Raw genomic sequence first — 19,784 nt, 5'->3', positions numbered from 1 at the left:
AGGAATCGGGGAGTGGGGGAGGGAGGGCGCGGGCCCTACTGTTTGACGCCGCCCGCGGCCAGGCCGCTCTGCCAGTACCGCTGGAGCAGCAGGAAGGCCACGACGAGGGGCAGGATCGAGATCAGGGATCCGGTCACGACGAGCGCGAGCATGTCGCTGCTGGAGCCGGCCCCGCCGTTCTGGGCCTGGGCGGCCCAGGAGGAGAGCCCGACGGTGATCGGGTACAGGTCCGGGTCGTTGAGCATGATCAGCGGCAGGAAGTAGTTGTTCCAGGTCGCCACCAGCGTGAACAGCAGAACGGTCACCAGGCCCGGTGCGAGCAGTCGCAGGGCGATCGTGAAGAAGATCCGGGCTTCCCCGGCGCCGTCGATGCGGGCGGCCTCCAGGATGCTGTCGGGAATGGCGTCCTGGGCGTAGACGCGCATGAGGTACAGGCCGAACGGGTTGACAAGGGAGGGCAGGATGATCGCCCAGGGGGTGTTGACCAGGCCCGCCTCGGCGAAGAGCAGGTAGGTCGGGATCGCGAGGGCGGTGGTCGGGACCATGACGGCGCCGAGAACCAGGTTGAAGCCGAACCGGTCGCCGCGGAAGCGGAACTTGGCGAAGCCGTATCCGGCCGCGGCCGCTAGCAGGGCGGCACCGACGGAGCTCACCACGGCGTACATCACCGTGTTGAGCAGCCAGTGCACGAAGACCCCGTCGTCCTGGGTGAAGGTCTCCCTGACGTTCGCCAGCAGTTGCGGGGCGTGCGAGAACCACAGGCCGAAGCTGTTGAACAGGTCCTGGGTGCTCTTGGTCGAGGCGATCAGCAGCCAGCACAGAGGCAGGAGGAAGTACGCCAGGGCCGCCAGCATGGCGATGGTCAGCGGGGTGCTGCGGCGTGCACGGGAACGTCGGCGCCGCCGGGGCGCGACGGGGACCGGGTCCGCCACCGGGGCGGCGCCGACCGCGGGGGTCGTGAGCGTCACGGGGTCCTCCTGCGGTTCGCGGTGAGCAGGATGGCGTAGGAGGCGATCACGATGACGAGGCCGAGGAGGAAGGACACCGTGGCCGCGTAGTTGACCTGCTGGCCGGTGAACGCGAGGGAGTAGGCGTAGAGGTTGGCGGTGTAGGAGCTGCTGATGACGTCCGGGGCGACCTTCATCAGCAGGTTCGGTTCGTTGAACAGCTGGAAACTGCCGATGACGGAGAACAGCAGGGTGAGCAGCAACGCGGGCTTGAGCGCCGGGAGTTTGACGGACCAGGCGATCCGCCAGGCGCCGGCGCCGTCCATCGCGGCCGCCTCGTACAGCTCCTGCGGAATGGTGCGCAGGGCGGCGTACAGGATGATCATGTTGTAGCCGACGAACTCCCAGGTCACGATGTTCGCCAGGCTGCCGAGCATCCAGCCCTCGCTGAGGAAGCCGGGCACCGGCAGGTCCAGCTTCCGGCTCAGCTGGGCGAACGGTCCGAAGTCCGGGCCGTACAGGTAGCCCCACATGAGCGCGGCGACCACGCTCGGCACGGCGTACGGCACGAAGATGCCCAGCCGGATCACCCGGGCGAGCCGCAGCAGACCGCTGTCGAGCGCGAGGGCGAACAGCAGGGCCAGCAGCAGCATCACCGGGACCTGGATCACGAAGAACAGCGCGACCCGTCCGACGCCGTGGACGAGCTGCGGGTCCTGGACGGCCTTCACGTAGTTGTCCAGCCCGACGAACGCGGTGCCGCCGATGAGGCGTTCCTGGAACAGGCTGAGGTAGGCGGCGTAGCCGAGCGGGGCGAGGAACAGCAGGGCGAAGAGCACCATGAACGGTGCGACGAACAGCGGCCCCGCCGCCCGGCGCCGCCCCTTGGCGGCGGGCGCGGTGGTGACGGCCATCTCAGCGCCCCTTGACGGTGAAGCCCTGAGCCTTGGCGTAGCTGGTCAGCCGTGACTGCCAGCTGCCGAGCGCGCGGACGGTGTCGGTCTTGTCGGCGAGCGACTTGCCGACCGTCTCGGTCCAGTCGGTCGCCGCCTGGTCGAGGAACGGCGGCCACTGGAAGGAGGAGTTGACCGTGGAGCCGATGTCCGCGAAGACCTGGTTGACCTTCTGGCCGCCGTAGAACGACGGCTTGTCCCCGACGAACTCGGCGTCCGTGAGAAGCGCCTTCGTCGCCGGGAAGAAGAACTGTTCGGTGGCGAACATCTTCGCGCTGGCCGGGTCGCTGTTGAGGAACTGCGCGAACACCGCCGCCGCGACCGGGTTCTTGGTGGAGCGGAGGACGGCGGTGGTCGAGCCGCCCCAGTTGCCGGAGCTGGGCTTGGCCGCGTCCCACTGCGGCAGCGGGGCCGCCCGCCACTTGCCGGCCGTGGCCTTGGCCGAACCGGAGAGGAAGACCGGCCCCCAGGCGGCGGTGATCCAGGTGGCGTACTTGCCCTTGTTGAGCGCCGCGTACCAGGAGTCGGTGAAGTCCGGCTCGACGCCGATGACCCCCTCCTTCGCGAGCCCGCCCCAGTACGCGCCGAGCTTCCTGGAGACGGCGTCGTCGACACTGATGGCGATGTCGCTCTTGCCGGAGGTCACGTACGGCTTGGCGCCCGCCTGCCACAGCAGGCCGTGCCAGGCGGCGACCTGGTTGGCCGCCAGGTTGGTGAGGTAGACGTCGGGGTCGGCCTTGTGGAGCTTGCGCGCCGCGGCGGCGAACTCGTCCCAGGTCCCCGGGACCTCGATGCCGTGCTTGTCGAAGATGTCCTTGCGGTACAGCATGCCCATCGGGCCGGTGTCCTGCGGGATCGCCCAGACCTCGCCCTTGCTGCCGCTGACCTGACCCCATGTCCAGTCGACGAACTGCCCCTTGAGCGCGGAAGCACCGTAAGGCCGCAGGTCCAGCAGACTGTCGGTGATGGTGAACGTCGGAATCGCCTGGTACTCCATCTGCACCATGTCGGGGGCGCCGCTGCCCGCCTTCAGAGCCGTACGCAACTTGGTGTACTGCGGGGTGCCCTGCCCGGCGTTGACGACCTTGACCTTGACGGCCGGGTACTTCTTCTCGAAGAGCGCGACCTCCTTCGCGATGTTCGGGACCCAGGTCCAGAACGTCAGCTCGGTCGGCGTCTTCATCGCCTTGTCGATGTCGGCCTGGCTGACCGGCTTGGCGGCGGCGGAGGAACCGCCGGAGTCACCGCCGCCGCAGGCCGTGAGGGCGGCGCCGAGCGACAGGGCGCCCGTCGTGGTGAGAAAGAGCCGACGGTTCATGGAGGAGAAGGGTGCGGAGGATCCGGATGTGGACATGGTGAACTCCCGCCGATGGCGAAGGGACCGCACGCCGGGGAAGGGCGTGCGGAAAGGGGATGACGAAAAGGAAAGCGCGCGTGGGCGTGACGACCTGGACGTCGAAGCCGACGGTTCGCAAAGCGCGCCGGTCACTTACCGGGGCACGGCGCACAGATGAGTGCGGGACGGGCCGGAAAGCGCTGCGCCCATGCGGCTGGAGAGCCACTGGGTGAAGGAGAGCGCGCGCGTCGTCCGGGCTGCGGGGTCTTCCGCAGCGGCGGGGACACGGTCGGGACGGACTGGGCTGAACAAGCGCCGGTACGGCGGCTCGCCCCGGGGATCACACGCCGGGTCCGGGCTTGGCCCTGACCGATCGGCGCTGTTCAGTGGTGGGTGGACGACCCTTTCTCCGGGAGTGGGGGACTGGACGCCTCACCTCGGGCGCGGGAGGCGCTATGTCGTCGCCGCTCCGGGGGCCGTGGCGGCGGCGGGGGCTGCGTCGAGGCACGGACGACGAGGTCGACCGGTGGGTCGCTCGCCGGCAGAGCGATGGCCTGCGGGTTCTCGATGGCGTGCACCAGGCGCTTGAGCCCTTCCTGCGCCACGGTGTCGAACGGCTGCCGCACCGTGGTCAGCGGAGGAGACACATAGGCGGCGACCGGGATGTCGTCGAAGCCGACCACGCTGACGTCCTCCGGCACCCGCCGGCCCGCGTCCGCCAGGGCGCGGATCAGGCCGATGGCCATGTCGTCGTTGGCGGCGAACACCGCGGTCACGTCGGGGTCGGCGGCCAGCTCGAGGCCGGCCGCATAACCGGAGGCGGCAGACCAGTCGCCCTCGAGGACCGGCGGAGCGTCCCGGCCGTGTGCTGCCAGCGTCGCCCGCCATCCCTCCAGACGGTCCTTGGCGGCGTACCACCGCTGAGGACCGGCGAGGTGATGCACGGTCTGGTGGCCCAGGTCCAGCAGATGCTCGACGACCGCCCGGGCCATCAGGTCGGCGCCGCATCCCGCGGCCAGCACCGTGGACGCGGTGAAGGGCGGCGGCGCGCCGAGCACCAGGACCGGCACGCTGATGCGGGCCGAGAGGTCTCCCGCGCCCGCTTCCTCCTCGATCGGCTCGGAGATGACGATCCCGTCCACGCCCTGGTCGAGGAGCGAGTCGACGGCGCCGGCGATCCCCGCGGGGTCGCCCTCCACGGTGTTGACCACGCGGAGCGCGTAACCCGTGTCCCGGACCACCCGCTCCACACCCATGAGCAGTGAGGCGGGACCGTACAGGGCCGTCCCCAGCGTCACCACGCCGATCGAGCGGGTCCGCCCGGAAGCCAGCGCCCGCGCGGCGTTGTTGCGGCGGTAGCCGAGCTGCTCGGCGGCCTCGAGGACGCGTCGGCGCACATCGGCGGAGACATACGGCTCGTCGTTGAAAACCCTCGACACCGTCTTCTGCGAGACCCCGGCCACTCGGGCCACGTCCACGCTGCGCGGCGCCCCGGGACTCCCGTCCCGTCCTGTCCCTCGCGTCATGACGTCTCCCGTGGCCGCAGGTTCGAGCCCAATACTGCCAGACGTCATCCGTCTGACTGCGCTGTCATGTCTACGCAGTCATACGGCGCCCGTCAAGAGCTGGAAACGCATCCGTGACGTTTGGTCGAGGGTAGGGGTCAGGCGGGCTTAGGGATCGTCATCCACCGCCACTGGGTGAACTGCTCCAGACTGGCGGTGCCGCCGATCCGTGATCCGTTGCCGGAGACGCCCATGCCGCCGAAGGGCGCGTTGGCGGCGTCCTTGGCGGAGACGTCGTTGATGTGGACCATGCCGGTGCGCAGTCGTTCGGCGACGGCGGCGGCTCTCGGCGCGGAGCCGGAGTGCACCGCGGCGGTCAGACCGTACGCGGTGTCGTTGGCCATCTCGACGGCCTCCGCCTCGCTGCGGAAGGGGATCACCGGGGCGACCGGACCGAAGATCTCCTCGGTGAAGGCCGGCATGCCCCGCTCGACACGGTCCAGGACGGTGGGCGGGTAGAAGAGCCCGTCGCGTCGGCCGCCGGTGCGCAGCCGTGCCCCGGCGGCCACGCTCTCGTCGACGATGTGCTGGACGCGCAGGGCCTGCCGCTCGCTGATGACCGGACCGATCGTGACGTGCTCGGCGCGCGGATCACCGATCCGCATGGCTCTCGCCTGGCCGACCAGCGCGTCGGTGTACGCGTCGATCAGACCGGCGTCGACGAGGTGGCGGCCGGCGGCGACGCAGGCCTGGCCCTGGTAGCCGAAGGTGCTCGCGGCTCCGGCTGCCGCGGCGGCCTCGATGTCCGCGTCGTCGAGCACGATGATCGAGTTCTTGCCTCCGAGCTCCAGGCAGACCGTCTTCAGGCCTTCTCCCGCCACGCGGGCCACCGCACGCCCGGCCTCCGTCGAGCCGGTGAACGAGACCATGTCGACATGGGGATCGGCCGCGACCGCCCGCCCGGTCTCGGCGTCTCCGGGCAGGACGTGCAGCACCCCCTCCGGCAGTCCCGCCTCCTCGAAGAGCCGCGCGACGAGGACGCCCCCGGACACCGGTGTGAGCGGGTCGGGCTTGAGGAGTACGGCGTTGCCCAGCGCGAGGGCCGGAGCCAGCGCACGCATCGCGAACAGCAGCGGCGCGTTCCACGGGTTGATGACACCCACGACCCCCAGCGGCACCCGCCAGGCCAGACTGGTCGCGCCGGGGGCCTGCGGAGCCAGCACCTCACCCAGCGGCCGCGACGCGAGTCCGACGGCGTGCGTCAGCTGGTCGAGGGCGGCGGCGATCTCGTAGTCACCCTTGGCCGGGACGCCGGCCGATTCGCGGACGATCCAGTCCCGGACCGTCCCGCTGCGCTCCCGCAGAGCCGAGGAGACGCGCAGCAGCACCTCGATCCGTTCGCCGGGTGCTGTCGCGGCCCAGCCCTTGGCCGCGCGGGCCGCCCTCGCGCCCGCTCGCGCCACGTCAGCGGGGGCCGCCACACCGACGTCGGCCAGCGGACGGCCTGTCGCCGGTTCGATGACCTGACGGGTGCCGCCCTCGGAGGCGCACCAGCCCCCGCTGTAGATCTTCCCGGTCCACTCGGCCGGGGCCGGCCAGGTCCCCTCGCCGTTGACGTCCATGGTCATGGTCCCGCCCTCCGAGCAGTCGGGGCGCCTTCCCACCATGAGGACCTATTCACGGTGATCTGTCACTCTTATTGTCTAGTGTCGTAATAAATGAGGGCGGCGCACCTCGGGTCCCTGCCGTTCAGGGACAGAAGACCCCAGGCGGGAGCGAGGCGAGATGACGTCATGACCGGATCTGCTTCCGGGGACGACGTCCCGCGCGCCGGGGCGCGGGGGACGGTCGACGAGGCGGCCACGGCACGAGTCCGCGTGGACGGGCACGGCGTCGTGACCGCGTGGAACGAAGGGGCGCGGCGGCTGCTCGGCCACCGGGCCTCCGAGGTCGTCGGCCAGAAGGTGACCGTGCTGCTCCCGAACCCGGCTCCCGCCGAGGTGCCGGGCTCCCTCGCGGATCTGCGCAGGTGGAGCGGCACGCTGACGCTGCTGCACCGGGACGGCCGCCGCCTCCCCGTCGACCTGCTGGCCCACCGCGCACAGAACGACGGACAGAACGACGGGGACGGGTGGCTGCTGGTGTCGGCGGTGACCCGCCCGGCGGGCGGACCCGAGGACGACGCGTTCGTGCAGCGGAGTTTCACGCATTCCCCCTGCACGATGGCCCTGTACGACACCGGGCTGCGGCTGCGCCGGGCGAACGGGGACATGGAACGTGCCATGGGCCTGTCCGAGGAGGCGATGCGCGGACTGCGGGTCACGGAGATCGTCGTCGATCCGCAGAGCGAACGGGCCGAAGCGGGGATGCGGCGCGTACTGGAGACGGGCCGGCCGCAGGAACTCGGAGCCGCGCTGCAACTCGCCGGCCATGAGCGCCAGAGCGTGTGGTCGGTGTCCCTCGCTCCCGTGTGGGACGGCGACGGGCGGCTGGAGGGTGTCCTGCTGTCGGCCCACGACGTGACGGAACAGCACCTGGCACGGCAGCGGCTGGTGCTCCTCAACGACGCCAGCGTGCGTATCGGCAGCACCCTGGACCTGGCGCGTACGGCCCAGGAACTCGCCGACGTCGCCATCCCACGGTTCGCCGACTTCGTCACCGTCGACCTCCTTCCGGCGATCGAGGGTGGGGAGGATCCGCCCCAGGGACCTCCGCACGGCCCCGTCAGGCTGCGCCGGGTCGCCTATCAGTCGGTCCTGGAGGGATGCCCCGAGACCGTGGTGAAGCGCGGGACCGTGGCCGCGTACCCGGCCGGTTCGACCGCGGCGCGGTGCCTGGCCTCGGGCCGTCCCATCATCGAGCACGTGACCCCCGCCGCCTTGGCGGAGGTGGCACGGCAGACCCCGCAGCGCGCCGAACGCATGCGGACATTCGGCTTCCACTCGGTGCTCGCGGTGCCCATGCGCGCCCGTGGCCTCACCCTGGGCGTGGCCACGTTCTCCCGCCATCGGCAGCCCAAGGTCTTCGAGCAGGATGACCTGCTGCTGGGCGAGGAGATCACCGCCCGCGCCGCCGTGTGCATCGACAACGCCCGCCGCTACACCCGCGAACGCGCCATCTCCCTCACCCTGCAGAGCAGCCTGCTGCCGCAGCAACTCCCCGAGCAGGCGGCCCTGGACCTCGCCTCCCGCTACCTGCCCGCCAGCACCCAGGCCGGAGTCGGCGGCGACTGGTTCGACGTCATTCCGCTGTCCGGTGCCCGGGTCGCCCTGGTCGTCGGCGACGTCGTAGGCCACGGCATCCAGGCCTCCGCCACCATGGGGCGGCTACGCACCGCCGTACGCACACTCGCCGACATCGACCTTCCCCCCGACGAACTGCTCGTCCACCTCGACGACCTGATCAACCGCCCCGCCGGCACGGCCGACGGCACGGCCGCGGCCGCCGGTGACATCGGAGCCACCTGTCTGTACGCCGTCTACGACCCGGTCTCACGACACTGCACCGTCGCCCGCGCGGGCCACCCCGTACCCGCCCTGGTAACACCGGACGGCACGGTCGAATTCGTGGATGTTCCGGCGGGCCCTCCGCTCGGCCTGGGCGGCCTGCCCTTCGAGTCGACCGAGCTGACACTGGCGGAGGGCAGCCTGCTCGTCCTCTACACGGACGGGCTCGTCGAGGCTCGCGGCCACGACGTCGACGAGAGGATCGAAACCCTGCGCGAGGCGCTCAGGCGACCGACCGGTGACCTGGAGGCGACCTGCGACGCCCTGCTGCGGACCATGCTCACGGACCGCCCTGTGGACGACGTGGCCCTGCTCGTGGCCCGCACCCGGGCCCTCGACGCCTCCCACGTCGCCACCTGGCAGGTGCCGCCCGACCCCGCCATGGTCGCGTCGGCTCGCAAGAACGCCAGCCGGCAGCTGGTCGAGTGGGGCCTGGAGGAGGCCGTGTTCGTCACCGAGCTGGTCGTCAGCGAACTGGTCACCAACGCCATCCGCTACGCCGAGCCGCCCATCGAACTCAGGCTGATCCACGACCGCACACTCATCTGCGAAGTCTCCGACGGCAGTACCACCGCCCCCCATCTGCGCCGGGCCCGTACCTTCGACGAGGGAGGCCGGGGTCTGCTGCTCGTCGCCCAGCTCAGTCAGGGCTGGGGGACCCGACAGACGACCGACGGCAAGATCATCTGGGCCGAACAGGCACTCTCCGCCGAGCCTTCTCCGGCCTGACCTGACCGGACCTGACCGGGCCGGGCGTGGAACGTGGGCTCGGATCCGTCGGCGAAGGCAGGTGAATGGTAATTCACCGAGGATCCGACAGGGTGGTGAATAGTCATTCATCGGCTAGGATGAATGACTATTCACTCCATCTCTGTCCACCGCTCGGGGAGAACGTCCATGCCGGATCCGCTGTCGGCCGAGCCTGCCGCAGCCGTCGCCTCCGCATCCGCGTCCCGGCACGGGTTGCGCGCCCGACTGACGGTCCCGGTCCTCGCGTTCGGCGGAATCCTGATGGCGGTGATGCAGACCGCCGTCGTACCGCTGCTGCCCGACCTGCCGCGCTTGACCGGCTCCTCCGCGGGCGCCGTGTCGTGGACCGTCACCGCGACACTCCTGTCGGGCGCGGTGCTGACCCCCGTGCTGGGCCGCGCCGGGGACATGTACGGCAAGAAGCGCGTCCTCCTCCTCGCGCTCTGTCTGATGACGACCGGCTCGGTGCTGTGCGCGCTGACCTCCGACATCCGCGTCCTCATCGCGGCGCGGGCACTCCAGGGTGCCGCCGCGGCCCTGATCCCCCTGTCCATCAGCATCCTCCGCGACGTACTGCCGCCCGAGCGCACCGCCTCCGCAGTGGCCCTGATGAGCTCCACCGTCGGTATCGGCGCGGCGCTGGGCCTGCCGCTCGCAGCGCTCATCGTCCAGTATGCCGACTGGCACGCCATGTTCTGGGTGTCCGGCGCCCTGGGGGCAGCGGGGCTCGCGCTCGCCTGGTGGGCGGTGGACGAGTCGGCCGTACGGCAGCCGGGGCGGTTCGACACACTCGGCGCGCTCGGCCTGTCCACGGCGCTGGTCTGTCTGCTCCTGGCGGTCTCACAGGGCGGTGAGTGGGGCTGGACCAGCGCGCCGGTCCTCGCGCTGTTTTCGGGTTTCGCGTTCGTCCTGGCCCTGTGGTGGTGGCAGCAACTGCGGGTTGAACGCCCGCTGGTGGACCTCAGGCTGGCGTCCCGGCCGCGCGTCGCGCTGCCGCACCTGACCGCGTTCCTCGTGGGATTCGCCTTCTACGGCAACTCCCTGGTGACGGCACAACTCGTGCAGGCACCTGCGGACACCGGGTACGGACTCGGGCTGTCGATCGTCGGCGCGGGACTGTGCCTGCTGCCCAGCGGCGTGATCATGCTGTTGCTCTCACCGGTCTCCGCCCGCATCTCGACCGCGCGCGGTCCGCGGGTGACGCTGGTGCTCGGGGCCCTCGTCATCGCGTTCGGGTACGGCATACGGATCCTGGACAGCCATCACCTGTGGGTGATCATCCTGGGCGGAGCGATCGTGTCGGCCGGTACCGCCCTGGCCTATTCGGCCCTCCCCACGCTGATCCTGGCCGCCGTGCCCGCCGGACAGACCGGCTCCGCCAGCGGCGTCAACGTTCTGATGCGGACCATCGGCCAGGCCGTGTGCAGCGCGGCCGTGGCCGCCGTCCTGGTCCACCACACCCGTCCGGTCCACGGAGCGCCCCTGCCCACTCTGGACGGCTATCTGCTGGCCTTCGCCATGGCCGGTGCTGTCGCACTGGCCGGGTGCGCGATGGCCCTCGCCATACCGAAGGACCGCGATTCACCAGGGGTCGGCCGCTGGTACCGGCGGCGCGCCGGACGGGACGCGGACCGGGTGCTGGAGGGAGCATGAGAGCCATGAGGTCCGCGAACTCCCCCCACACCAGGCCGGACTCGGCGAGTACCACGCCGAACTCGGCGAGCACCGTGCCGAACCCCGCGACCACTTCGAACTCCGCGACCGCGGCGGGCCCGGACACCGCCCCGAGCCGTCGGGACGCCGAGGCCACCAAGGCGGCGATCCTCCGCGCGGCCCGCTACCTCCTCGCCCGACACGCCCACGCGGACATCACGCTCAAGTCCGTGGCCGAACGTGCCGGTGTCAGCCCGCCCCTGATCATGAAGTACTTCGGCAACAAGGACGCCCTCTTCGCGCAGGTGATGTCCTTCGAGGAGGACGCGGCCGCCCTGCTGGACGCGCCCCTGCCGGACCTCGGACGCCACATGGTCCGCCACGTGCTCGTCAGCCAGTCCGAACACGGCGCCGACCCCCTGCTGCGGATCGTCTTCGCCCCGCTCCACGGCGACCAGGGCGACACCCTCCGCGCCAATTTCCGTACCCAGGTGAGCGAGCGGCTCGCCCTGCGCCTCGACGGCCCCGACGCCGGACTGCGCGCCGAACTCGCCGTCAGCATGCTGCTCGGCCTCGGCGTGATGTACGGCATCGCACGGGGCGAAGAAGTGCGCGCGACGGCGATCGATGTCGTTGTCGGAGAGTACGCACCCGCGGTGCAGGCGTGCCTGACGCGGTGAGCGGGGAACAAGAATCCGTTCCCCGCGTTGCTGAAGTGATGCGTGCCCCGGGCGATTTCGCATTCCGCGGCGTCCGCCGACCGATCTCGGCTCTGGGCCTCTGAAGTGGACTGATACCCCCACAGGAGACCATTCTTTGAAGATCGGTAACGGCATACGGTGACCGCGTTCTCGTTTCCTCTGTTTGGCGACGCCTTCTGCGGTAACACGTTCGGCGAACCGAAAGCTAGGGAGGTAACTCTGCTATGGGCATTCTCGCGTGGATAGTTATCGGGCTGCTCGCCGGGGCCATTGCCAAGGCGCTCATGCCGGGCAAGGACCCGGGCGGAATCATCATCACCATGCTCATCGGTATCGCCGGAGGACTGCTCGGAGGCTTCCTCGGTAAGGTGATCTTCGGCGTCGACTCGATCGACGGCTTCTTCGATCTGTCCACCTGGATCGCTGCCATCGTGGGGTCGGTCATCCTCCTCGCGCTGTACCGGGTGTTCACCAACCGCGGGCACGGACACCGGCGCGGGCACGTCCACGCATAACTGCTCCGAGCAGTCGGCGTGGCCGAAGCCCGGCACCAAGTGAAGTACGCGAGCGCCCCCGCCCTCGGGCGGGGGCGCTCGCGTCTCCGGTACCGCCCAGCGACCCAAGGCCACCCGAGCGCCCCGGGGTCACCCATTGACCCCTGTGTAGCGCCGCAGGCTCCGGTTCCACAGCACCCGCGCGCCGACGAAAGCGGCGAGACCGGTCAGCGGCGCCGTGGCGGCCACCTCGAAGGGCACGCCGAGGCCGCTGTCATGGCCGGTCAGGACGGCCGCCGGAAAGTACGCGATGAAGGCCAGCGGCAGTACGAAGGTGAAGGCTCCGCTGACCAGGCGGGGGAAGATGGCGAGGGGGTAACTCCCGAAAGTGGAGAGGAGTTCCTCCGTCCATATGCTCCAGTACGAGCTGCTCGGATAGTGGAGGTGGAGGGCCGAGAGCGCGACGAACACCGCCGCCTCCATCAGCGTGCCGCCGGCCAGCCCCGCGACGAGGTAGCCGATCCGCGCCGCCGTCCAGTCCACCGACACGGTGAGGACGGCGATGGTGAACATCGACACCCCCACCACCAGGTCCCCGAGCGCGTTCGTGGGGAACACCGACAACTGCACCTGCCGGAACACGGGCAGCGGCCGCAGCAGGAACCCCTCGATCCGCCCGCTCTGTACCAGCGCCGCCATGTGGTGCGCCCGGCCGAAGAACAGCACGTTCATGGCGTGGCTCAGCATCCGCATGGACGCGATGAGCAGTACCGCGTCGCTCGGCCAGCCGCTCATACCGGGAAACCGGCCCAGCAGCACGGTGGCGAACACGATGATGGAGAGCTGCCAGACCGCGCCGACCGAGACGCTCAGCACGAAGTCCGTACGGTATTCGAGCTGCGCCCGGAACGAGATCCCGATGATCCGCCCGGCGACCGACCACGCCTTGCGGAAGGACCGGAAGGACCGGAGTGGATGGACGGTCATTTCCTCACCCTCCCTGGGACACGACCCGCTGCGACGCCTTGCGCCAGAGCCAGCGGCTGAGCAGGGCGAGGCCCGCCACCCAGAGCGCCTGGGCCGCGAGCTGTGCCGGAGCGGCGGACAGCGGAATCCGTCCGATGTAGAGGGACAGCGGAGTGTTGAGCGTCGACTGGAACGGCAGCAGCACGCTCAGCGACTGGAACCACCCGGGGAAGTACCAGAGCGGAGCGTACGCGCCGGACAGCAGGTTCCGGAGGAAGTTCAGGATCTGCAACGCGCCCATGTCGCGCAGTGTCCAGAAGCACAACAGATCGACGATCAGCGTCAGTTGGTACAGCACGCTCTGCCCGAGAAGCAGACTCACGGCGCACACCGCCCCGGCGCCGGCCGATACCGGCGGCGCGAGCACACCGAGCGCGAGGCAGCCACCGTAACCCGTCAACGCCCAGGCAAGACCGTACAGTTGGTCGCCGAGCGCGCGGTAGAGGTAGTAGCGGGCGGGCGGCACCGGACGCAGGAACCAGAACACGATGGTGCCGAGGTAGAGGTGCAGGATCACCGAGTCGCGTGCATTGTTGCGGTCCAGCCCCCGCAACGGAACCGTGAGGACCGCCAGCACGGCGAAGGTGACGGCCTGTTCGCGGTCCAGGCCCGCGCTGCTGGTGGTGTTCGCGTACAGCGCCCGCCACAGGCACACGACCAGCAGGATCTGCACACCCAGCCGGATGAGGGTGGCCGCGACGCGGCCGGGCGCGAGCACCTCGGCGAGCGGCGTGATCCGGGCCGTCCGCCAGGCCCGGGAGGAGCGGCCGACCCGGTGTGCGACGGAGGCCGGGGCTCGCTCGTACGGCGCCGTCTCGGGGGATGTCATGAGGTACGGCCGCCGTCTCACGCCGGTTCGGGTACGGCGGGACCGCCGCCCCCGCCGGGTGCGTCCGGTGCGTCCGGGTCGAGGTAGGCGGCCCGCATGACGTCCTCGAAGTCGCTCTCCTCCAGGGCGAGGTCGGTGACGTCGTAGCCCTGGACGACCCGGCGGAGGGCCTCATGGGCAGGAAGCTGGGCCGCGGGGTCAGGGCCGAAGGCGAGGTGGTTGCCGTCGGCCCGGACGATCCGCAGCCCCTCGGGGCAGCGGGCGTCCGCCGGCCCCGTGACGGTCGCGCGCACCACCCAGGAGCCGCCGAAGCTGCGCCGGATCTGCTCCAGCGAACCGTCGTGGACGATGCGGCCGTGGTTGATCAGCACGATCCGCTCGGCGAGGTGCGCGACCTCGGTCATGTCGTGCGTGGTGAGGAGCACCGTACGGCCCCGCTCCTTCACCTGGTGCCGGAGAAACCGCCGCACCTGCTCCTTGACAACGATGTCCATGCCAATGGTCGGCTCGTCCAGGAAAATGACCGGCGGATCATGCAGCAAGGCGGCGGCGAGGTCACAGCGCACCCGCTGGCCGAGGGAGAGATGCCGCACCCGGGTGTCCCAGAAGGCGGACAGGTCGAGCAGGTCGTCGAACTCCCGCAGTCGTGCCCGGTGTTCAGCTTCCCCGATGTCGTAGATGTCCCGCAGGATCGCGAACGACTCACGGGCGGGCAGGTCCCACCACAGCTGGGTCCGCTGCCCGAACACCGCCCCCACGGTCCGCGCGTTGCGCAGCCGCTCCTGATACGGCACCACCCCGACGACCTCCGCCCGGCCGGAGGTGGGGGTGAGGATGCCGGTGAGCATCTTGATGATGGTGGACTTGCCTGCCCCGTTCGGGCCCAGCAGTGCGAGGAGTTCGCCGTGTTCGACCTGGAAGGAGACGTCGTCCACGGCGGTGCCGGCGATCCGCCGCGGTGCCACCAGCGAGCGCAGGACACCGCGCAGCCCTTCACCGCGTTCGGTGGTGTGGAACACCTTGGTGAGTCCCTCGGTGCTGATCGCCGCAGGCATACCTCTCTCCTCTCCCGGGGCTCCCTGTGCACGGAGTTACATCGGATGTGTTGATCGTCGAAGAGTCAGTGGTGGCTCATTTGCATCGCCAGGATCGGGCACCATCCGCCTATAGGCACGAATAATGCGCATTTTCCTCGCGTTATCTTCACCCTCCGCTGGGTGGAGCTCGCTGCGGAGTCCAGGGTCGACTTTGTTCAGTCATCGGAGGAATGCGGAGGTCGGGCATTGACAGGCCCGCCACGGCGCGGCTTCAATCGGCGGCAGGCGGTTCCCGAACCGGTTCCTTCGCCTTCCCTCTCGCCCGGCCTTCTGGGACCCCTGACGGAGTTGACACGGTGAACGCCCTCTGGAAGCGCCTGCCCAGCGCGGTCGTCCCGAGCGTGGTCGCCGCCGAGCCGCTCGCCGGCGGGGCGGTGAACGACGTGTGGCGCCTGACCCTCGCCGACGGAAAGGCGTACGTCCTCAAGGGTTCCGTCGACGCGCCGGCCGACCTGTTCCCGCTGGAGGTGGACGGCCTCAGGGCGCTCGACGAGCGGGCGGGCATCCGCACTCCCCGGGTGTTCGAGGTGAGCGCGCAGCACATCCTGATGGAAGCGCTGCAACCACGGCTCGATACCGACGGGTTCTGGGAGTCGGCCGGCCGGGCCTTCGCGAAGCTGCACTCGGTGCGCGGCGACCGGTTCGGCTGGGACAGCGACGGATGGCTGGGCCTGCTTCCCCAGGAGAACGGCTGGACCGAGGACGGCCACGCGTTCTTCGCCGAGCGCAGGATCCGCCGCTACCTCCGCGAGCCCAAGGTCCGCGGCGCCCTCGAACCGGCCGACCTGTCCGGCCTGGAGCGGATCTGCGAGCGCCTTCCGCAGCTCGTCCCGGCGGCCCCGAGCGTGCTCAACCACGGCGACCTCTGGCCCAACAACCTCGTCGCGGACCCGGCCGGCGAACCCGTGTTCATCGATCCGGCGGTGTGCTGGACGTGGGCCGAGTCCGACCTCAGCATGATGTACTGCTGCGACCCTCCGCCGGACCGCTTCTTCCGCGCGTACGAGGAGGTGTCCCCCTTGGCCGACGGCTGGCGGGACCGCATGCCGCTGCTGCACCTGCGAGAACACCTCGCGGCTCTGGCCCACTTCGGGGTGTACGGCGACACCGTGGCCCGAGTCCGGGACGTCGTGCGTACGTTCTCCTGAACCGGCACGCGTGGGTCCGCTCGTATCGAGGCGCTCGTATCGAGGCGTTCGGGTCGGGCAATTGTATCCGCTCACGCAACCAACACATCGGATCTCTTGCTGGATGTTGACGACTCATCGCGTCATCTCTACCTTTCGACCTGAGATAGCTCCGATGAATCTCGGTGAGATGAACCTCTGCGAGTCGTACGAGCCAGGAGGCGCTATGCCCAGCCCGTCCAGCCGTCGTTCCAGCCGTCCGTCCAGACGTACGGTGCTTGCCACCGGCTCCGCGATCGGCGGGACACTGCTCGCGGGGGGCCTGCCCACCCCGGCCGGAGCGGCGACGACCGACCCGCAGGGCACCGACCCGCACGGCGCCGACCCCTGGCGCACCGTCCTCGACGACGCCGACCTGGTCTGGCAGCGGATGCCGAAGACCTGGTACGAGGGCCCGTATCTGGGCAACGGCTTCCTGGGTTCGGGGATCTACGCCGAAGCGGGCACCGAGGCCGACACCTTCCGGGCCGTCCGCTTCAACGTGCAGCACTCCGAAGTCCAGGATCACCGCCCGCAGTTCGGGTCGCTGTTCGGCCTCGCACGGCTGCCGATCGGTCACTTCACGCTGGAGCCGGTGGGCACCATCACCGGCCTCGACTGGCGGCTCGGGCTGCGCGACGCCGAACTGACCGGCACCCTCACCACGGACCGGGGCACCCTCACGATCCGCGCCCTGGTGCACAACTCCCGCTCCGTGCTCGCCGTCGAGGTGACACCGAGCGAGGGCGAACGCGACTTCGCGTGGGTGTTCCACCCGGCGGAGGCGATCAGTCCGCGCGCCGCGTTCAAGCCGCTGCCGGAGGGATACCAGGCCAACCCGCCCGCCGAGACCCGCCAGTACGGCGGCGTCTCCGCTGCCGTGCAGCCGCTGCTCGCGGGCGGGCAGCACGTCACCGCGTGGCGGGAGCGCACATGGGGGCGTACCCGGACGCTGTATGTGCATGTCGCGCACTCGTATCCGAAGTCGACGGCGCTCGGGCGCGCGTCGGCCGCGGTCCAGAGCGCCTCGAAACTCCCGTACGACGCACTGGCGGTGCCGCATCGCGCCTGGTGGAACGCCTACTACCGGAAGAGTTTCCTCTCGCTGCCCGACGCCCGCATGCAGCGCTTCTACTGGATCCAGCTGTACAAGACGGCCTCCGCGGCCCGGCGCGACGCGCCCGTCATGGCCACCTGCGGCCCCTGGGTGGAGCCCACGCCGTGGCCGGCGACCTGGTGGAACCTGAACGTGCAGTTGGAGTACTGGCTGATCCACGGCTCCAACCACCTCGAACTCGACGCCGTGACAAGGGCGTTGAGCGAGTTCCGGGACAACCTCAGGGCGGAGGTGGCGCCCGCGTACCGCGCCGACTCACTGGGGATCCCGCGCACCACCGACGCCTCGCTGGTCAACGGCGGCGCCACCGACCCCGTACTGGGCTACGGCGTCGGCATCCCGGGCCAGGACCCGCCGACCCCCGAGGTCGGCAACCTCACCTGGGCCCTGCACAACGTCTGGCTCAGCTATCGCCACACGATGGACGAGTCGATCCTCCGTGACGTCCTCTTCCCGCTCCTGCGCAAGGCGATCAACTACTACCTGCGCTTCCTGGAGCCGGGCGCCGACGGCAGACTGCACCTGCCGGCCACCTTCTCACCCGAGTACGGGGGGAACTCGCGGGACTGCAACTACGACCTGATGCTGCTGACATGGGGCTGCCGCACCCTCCTCGAGTCGGCCGAACTCCTCGGCCTCGACGACGAGTTGGCGCCGCGCTGGCGCGAGGTGCTGAGCAGGCGGGCCGCGTATCCGACGGACGGCAACGGCTTCATGATCGGCGCGGACATCCCGTTCGCGAAGTCGCACCGTCACTACTCGCACCTCCTGGCGGTGTACCCGCTGTACGAACTGACCGGCCGTACGCCCGACGAGAAGGCCCTGATCGAGAAGTCCCTGGCACACTGGGTGGGCTTCGAAGGGGCTCTCCAGGGCTATACGTTCACGGGCGCGGCCTCCATGTCGGCCCTGCTGGGCAAGGGCGAGGACGCGCTCAGCTACCTGGGCCAGCTGATGACCCGCTTCATCCAGCCCAACACCATGTACAAGGAATCGGGCCCCGTCATCGAGACCCCCCTCTCGGCCGCCCAGTCCCTCCATGACATGGTCTGCCAGTCCTGGGGCGGCACCATCCGCGTCTTCCCCGCGCTGCCCGCCGCCTGGGCGGACCTGACCGTGCACGACTTCCGTACCCAGGGGGCGTTCCTGCTCAGTGCCGTACGCAAGGGCGGGGTGACCCGCTGGGTACGGCTGGTCAGCGAGGCGGGCGCCCCCTGCGTCGTACGGCACGGCGTCCCCGGCCCGATCGAGGTACGCGACGGCGGCGGACGCCCCCTGCGGTACCGGTCCTTGGGTGACGGGACGATCCACGTCACCCTGCGCAAGGGCGAGTCGGCTCTCATCACCGCCAAGGGCGACCGTCCCGACCTGCGGATCACTCCCGTCGAGCCGAACGAGGAGGCGCCCCGCTGGGGACTGCCCGGGTGACCGGGCTCCGACCGACGCGCCCCCCCCCGGGCCACCTCGGTGAGTCCGGCATTGAGAAGATCGTCCATGACCGGCATGTCCATCAGTCGTGGAAGGAACCAACGATCATGCGCGTCACCATGGCCCGCGGCCTGACAGGGACATCCGGATGACCGGCGGCGAGGAACCCGTCCTGCTGCACACCACCGGCCGGGTCGCCCACATCATGCTCAACCGGCCGAGGGCCATCAACGCCCTGAACCACGTCATGGTGCGCCGCATCGGCGACGCACTGGCCGCGTGGGCGGACGATCCGGCCGTGGAGGCCGTCGTCCTCACCGGCGCGGGGGAGCGCGGCCTGTGCGCGGGCGGCGACATCCGCGCCGTCCACGACGACGCCCGTGACGGGGACGGCGCCGCCTCGGCCGCTTTCTGGCGGGACGAGTACCACCTCAACGCCCGTATCGCCCGCTACCCCAAGCCGTACGTCGCCGTCATGGACGGCATCGTCATGGGCGGCGGTGTCGGCGTCTCCGCGCACGGCAGTGTCCGGGTGGTCACCGAGCGGTCGAGGATCGCCATGCCGGAGACCGGTATCGGGTTCGTGCCGGACGTCGGCGGCACCCATCTGCTCGCCCTCGCCCCGGGCGAACTGGGCACCCACCTCGCGCTCACGGGGGCGCCGATCGGTGCCGGGGACGCCTTGTGGTGCGGGCTCGCCGATCACTACGTACCGTCCGCCTCACTCGGGCAGTTCGTCGGCGACCTCACCGAGCTGTCCGTCCGGGAAGCCCTGGACCGTCATGTGCGGCCGTCGCCGGAGGCGGAGTTGGCCGGTCACCGGGAGTGGATCGACTCCTGCTACGCGGCCGACACCGTCGAGGAGATCGTCCATCGGCTGCTGGACCAGGGCGACCCGGCTGCCAAGGAGACCGCGCAGACCCTGCTGTCCAAGTCGCCCACCGCCCTCAAGGTCACCCTGGCCGCCGTGCGCCGCGCCCGGCGGCTCGGCACGCTGGAGCGGGTACTGGAACAGGAGTACCGCGTCTCGTGCGCGGCCCTGACCACACCCGACCTGGTCGAGGGCATCCGCGCCCAGGTCATCGACAAGGACCGCGCCCCACGGTGGTCACCGACGACTCTCGCCGAGGTGACCGACGCCGACGTGGAGCGCTTCTTCGAGCCGCTGGGCGAGCGTGAACTCGGCCTCACCGCACCGGACACCACCGCGTAGCCGACGCGGCGAGCGGGACGGACGCCGCCTCGGCGACCGCTGAGCGGGCGGTGATCCGCGTCA

At 70.3% G+C, this 19,784-nt stretch carries 15 protein-coding genes; 7 read left to right on the top strand and 8 right to left on the bottom strand.

Translation table 11 applies throughout. The features are described 5' to 3' along the window. Nucleotides 1-35: 35 nt before the first annotated feature. The 5 genes from ACFYRY_RS24360 to ACFYRY_RS24340 all read right to left on the bottom strand — a co-directional run bounded on the left by ACFYRY_RS24360 (nucleotide 36) and on the right by ACFYRY_RS24340 (nucleotide 6,363). Complete coding sequence (locus tag ACFYRY_RS24360) at nucleotides 36-968, bottom strand: carbohydrate ABC transporter permease (protein WP_389149312.1); 933 nt, start codon at nucleotides 966-968, stop codon at nucleotides 36-38. Further along, on the bottom strand, nucleotides 965-1,861 hold the full coding sequence (locus ACFYRY_RS24355; RefSeq protein ID WP_389149310.1) for a carbohydrate ABC transporter permease: 897 nt from the start codon (nucleotides 1,859-1,861) through the stop codon (nucleotides 965-967). Before ACFYRY_RS24355 ends, ACFYRY_RS24360 begins: the two co-directional genes overlap by 4 nt. Nucleotide 1,862: 1 nt before the next feature. Further along, nucleotides 1,863-3,254, bottom strand: a complete 1,392-nt coding sequence (locus tag ACFYRY_RS24350) for an ABC transporter substrate-binding protein (RefSeq protein ID WP_389149307.1) — start codon at nucleotides 3,252-3,254, stop codon at nucleotides 1,863-1,865. A gap of 365 nt (nucleotides 3,255-3,619) precedes the next feature. Then, nucleotides 3,620-4,762, bottom strand: coding sequence for a LacI family DNA-binding transcriptional regulator (locus tag ACFYRY_RS24345; RefSeq protein WP_389149304.1), 1,143 nt, complete (start codon nucleotides 4,760-4,762; stop codon nucleotides 3,620-3,622). Nucleotides 4,763-4,899: 137 nt separating this feature from the next. Then, on the bottom strand, nucleotides 4,900-6,363 hold the full coding sequence (locus ACFYRY_RS24340; RefSeq protein ID WP_389150260.1) for an aldehyde dehydrogenase family protein: 1,464 nt from the start codon (nucleotides 6,361-6,363) through the stop codon (nucleotides 4,900-4,902). A gap of 171 nt (nucleotides 6,364-6,534) precedes the next feature. On the opposite strand from ACFYRY_RS24340, the gene ACFYRY_RS24335 reads away from it, so the two are divergent. The 4 genes from ACFYRY_RS24335 to ACFYRY_RS24320 all read left to right on the top strand — a co-directional run bounded on the left by ACFYRY_RS24335 (nucleotide 6,535) and on the right by ACFYRY_RS24320 (nucleotide 11,866). Continuing rightward, nucleotides 6,535-8,976, top strand: a complete 2,442-nt coding sequence (locus ACFYRY_RS24335; protein ID WP_389149301.1) for a SpoIIE family protein phosphatase — start codon at nucleotides 6,535-6,537, stop codon at nucleotides 8,974-8,976. A 168-nt stretch (nucleotides 8,977-9,144) separates the two neighbouring features. Further along, nucleotides 9,145-10,650: an MFS transporter gene (locus tag ACFYRY_RS24330; protein WP_389149298.1), complete on the top strand. Its 1,506-nt coding sequence runs from the start codon at nucleotides 9,145-9,147 to the stop codon at nucleotides 10,648-10,650. A 5-nt stretch (nucleotides 10,651-10,655) separates the two neighbouring features. Continuing rightward, entirely contained in the window at nucleotides 10,656-11,330 is a 675-nt protein-coding gene (locus ACFYRY_RS24325; RefSeq protein WP_389149295.1) for a TetR family transcriptional regulator, read from the top strand. 245 nt (nucleotides 11,331-11,575) lie between these two features. Continuing rightward, the gene (locus ACFYRY_RS24320) at nucleotides 11,576-11,866 is read left to right on the top strand and encodes a GlsB/YeaQ/YmgE family stress response membrane protein (protein ID WP_389149292.1); all 291 of its coding nucleotides are present in this window, start codon (nucleotides 11,576-11,578) and stop codon (nucleotides 11,864-11,866) included. A gap of 129 nt (nucleotides 11,867-11,995) precedes the next feature. Here the strand turns inward: ACFYRY_RS24320 and ACFYRY_RS24315 are convergent, their stop codons facing one another. The 3 genes from ACFYRY_RS24315 to ACFYRY_RS24305 are packed head-to-tail and all read right to left on the bottom strand — an operon-like array spanning nucleotide 11,996 to nucleotide 14,755. Beyond that, complete coding sequence (locus ACFYRY_RS24315; protein ID WP_389149289.1) at nucleotides 11,996-12,832, bottom strand: ABC transporter permease; 837 nt, start codon at nucleotides 12,830-12,832, stop codon at nucleotides 11,996-11,998. A 4-nt stretch (nucleotides 12,833-12,836) separates the two neighbouring features. After that, nucleotides 12,837-13,700 (bottom strand): ABC transporter permease, encoded by an 864-nt coding sequence (locus ACFYRY_RS24310; RefSeq protein WP_389149286.1) that lies wholly within the window; start codon nucleotides 13,698-13,700, stop codon nucleotides 12,837-12,839. 17 nt (nucleotides 13,701-13,717) lie between these two features. After that, a complete protein-coding gene (locus ACFYRY_RS24305; protein ID WP_389149283.1) occupies nucleotides 13,718-14,755 on the bottom strand; it encodes an ATP-binding cassette domain-containing protein in 1,038 nt (345 codons plus the stop codon). A gap of 338 nt (nucleotides 14,756-15,093) precedes the next feature. Between ACFYRY_RS24305 and ACFYRY_RS24300 the strand changes: the two genes are divergently transcribed. From ACFYRY_RS24300 to ACFYRY_RS24290, 3 genes are all read left to right on the top strand, one after another. Beyond that, nucleotides 15,094-15,945: a fructosamine kinase family protein gene (locus ACFYRY_RS24300; RefSeq protein WP_389149281.1), complete on the top strand. Its 852-nt coding sequence runs from the start codon at nucleotides 15,094-15,096 to the stop codon at nucleotides 15,943-15,945. Nucleotides 15,946-16,150: 205 nt separating this feature from the next. Further along, complete coding sequence (locus ACFYRY_RS24295) at nucleotides 16,151-18,508, top strand: glycoside hydrolase family 95-like protein (RefSeq protein WP_389149278.1); 2,358 nt, start codon at nucleotides 16,151-16,153, stop codon at nucleotides 18,506-18,508. Nucleotides 18,509-18,656: 148 nt separating this feature from the next. Next, nucleotides 18,657-19,721 (top strand): enoyl-CoA hydratase/isomerase family protein, encoded by a 1,065-nt coding sequence (locus ACFYRY_RS24290; RefSeq protein WP_389149276.1) that lies wholly within the window; start codon nucleotides 18,657-18,659, stop codon nucleotides 19,719-19,721. Nucleotides 19,722-19,784 lie beyond the last annotated feature (63 nt).

It is taken from the genome of Streptomyces sp. NPDC005263 (assembly GCF_042872365.1).
In the GTDB taxonomy this organism is placed as follows: Bacteria; Actinomycetota; Actinomycetes; order Streptomycetales; family Streptomycetaceae; genus Streptomyces.
This window is presented reverse-complemented; position numbering and strand designations above follow the sequence as displayed.

Bases quoted from the DNA above. Each gene is read 5' to 3' on its own strand.
- ACFYRY_RS24305 (WP_389149283.1), bottom strand. From the start codon at position 14,755: ATGCCTGCGGCGATCAGCACCGAGGGACTCACCAAGGTGTTCCACACC.
- ACFYRY_RS24350 (WP_389149307.1), bottom strand. From the start codon at position 3,254: ATGTCCACATCCGGATCCTCCGCACCCTTCTCCTCCATGAACCGTCGG.
- ACFYRY_RS24310 (WP_389149286.1), bottom strand. From the start codon at position 13,700: ATGACATCCCCCGAGACGGCGCCGTACGAGCGAGCCCCGGCCTCCGTC.
- ACFYRY_RS24345 (WP_389149304.1), bottom strand. From the start codon at position 4,762: ATGACGCGAGGGACAGGACGGGACGGGAGTCCCGGGGCGCCGCGCAGC.
- ACFYRY_RS24340 (WP_389150260.1), bottom strand. From the start codon at position 6,363: ATGGACGTCAACGGCGAGGGGACCTGGCCGGCCCCGGCCGAGTGGACC.
- ACFYRY_RS24325 (WP_389149295.1), top strand. From the start codon at position 10,656: ATGAGGTCCGCGAACTCCCCCCACACCAGGCCGGACTCGGCGAGTACC.
- ACFYRY_RS24330 (WP_389149298.1), top strand. From the start codon at position 9,145: ATGCCGGATCCGCTGTCGGCCGAGCCTGCCGCAGCCGTCGCCTCCGCA.
- ACFYRY_RS24335 (WP_389149301.1), top strand. From the start codon at position 6,535: ATGACCGGATCTGCTTCCGGGGACGACGTCCCGCGCGCCGGGGCGCGG.
- ACFYRY_RS24290 (WP_389149276.1), top strand. From the start codon at position 18,657: ATGACCGGCGGCGAGGAACCCGTCCTGCTGCACACCACCGGCCGGGTC.
- ACFYRY_RS24315 (WP_389149289.1), bottom strand. From the start codon at position 12,832: ATGACCGTCCATCCACTCCGGTCCTTCCGGTCCTTCCGCAAGGCGTGG.
- ACFYRY_RS24355 (WP_389149310.1), bottom strand. From the start codon at position 1,861: ATGGCCGTCACCACCGCGCCCGCCGCCAAGGGGCGGCGCCGGGCGGCG.
- ACFYRY_RS24320 (WP_389149292.1), top strand. From the start codon at position 11,576: ATGGGCATTCTCGCGTGGATAGTTATCGGGCTGCTCGCCGGGGCCATT.
- ACFYRY_RS24295 (WP_389149278.1), top strand. From the start codon at position 16,151: ATGCCCAGCCCGTCCAGCCGTCGTTCCAGCCGTCCGTCCAGACGTACG.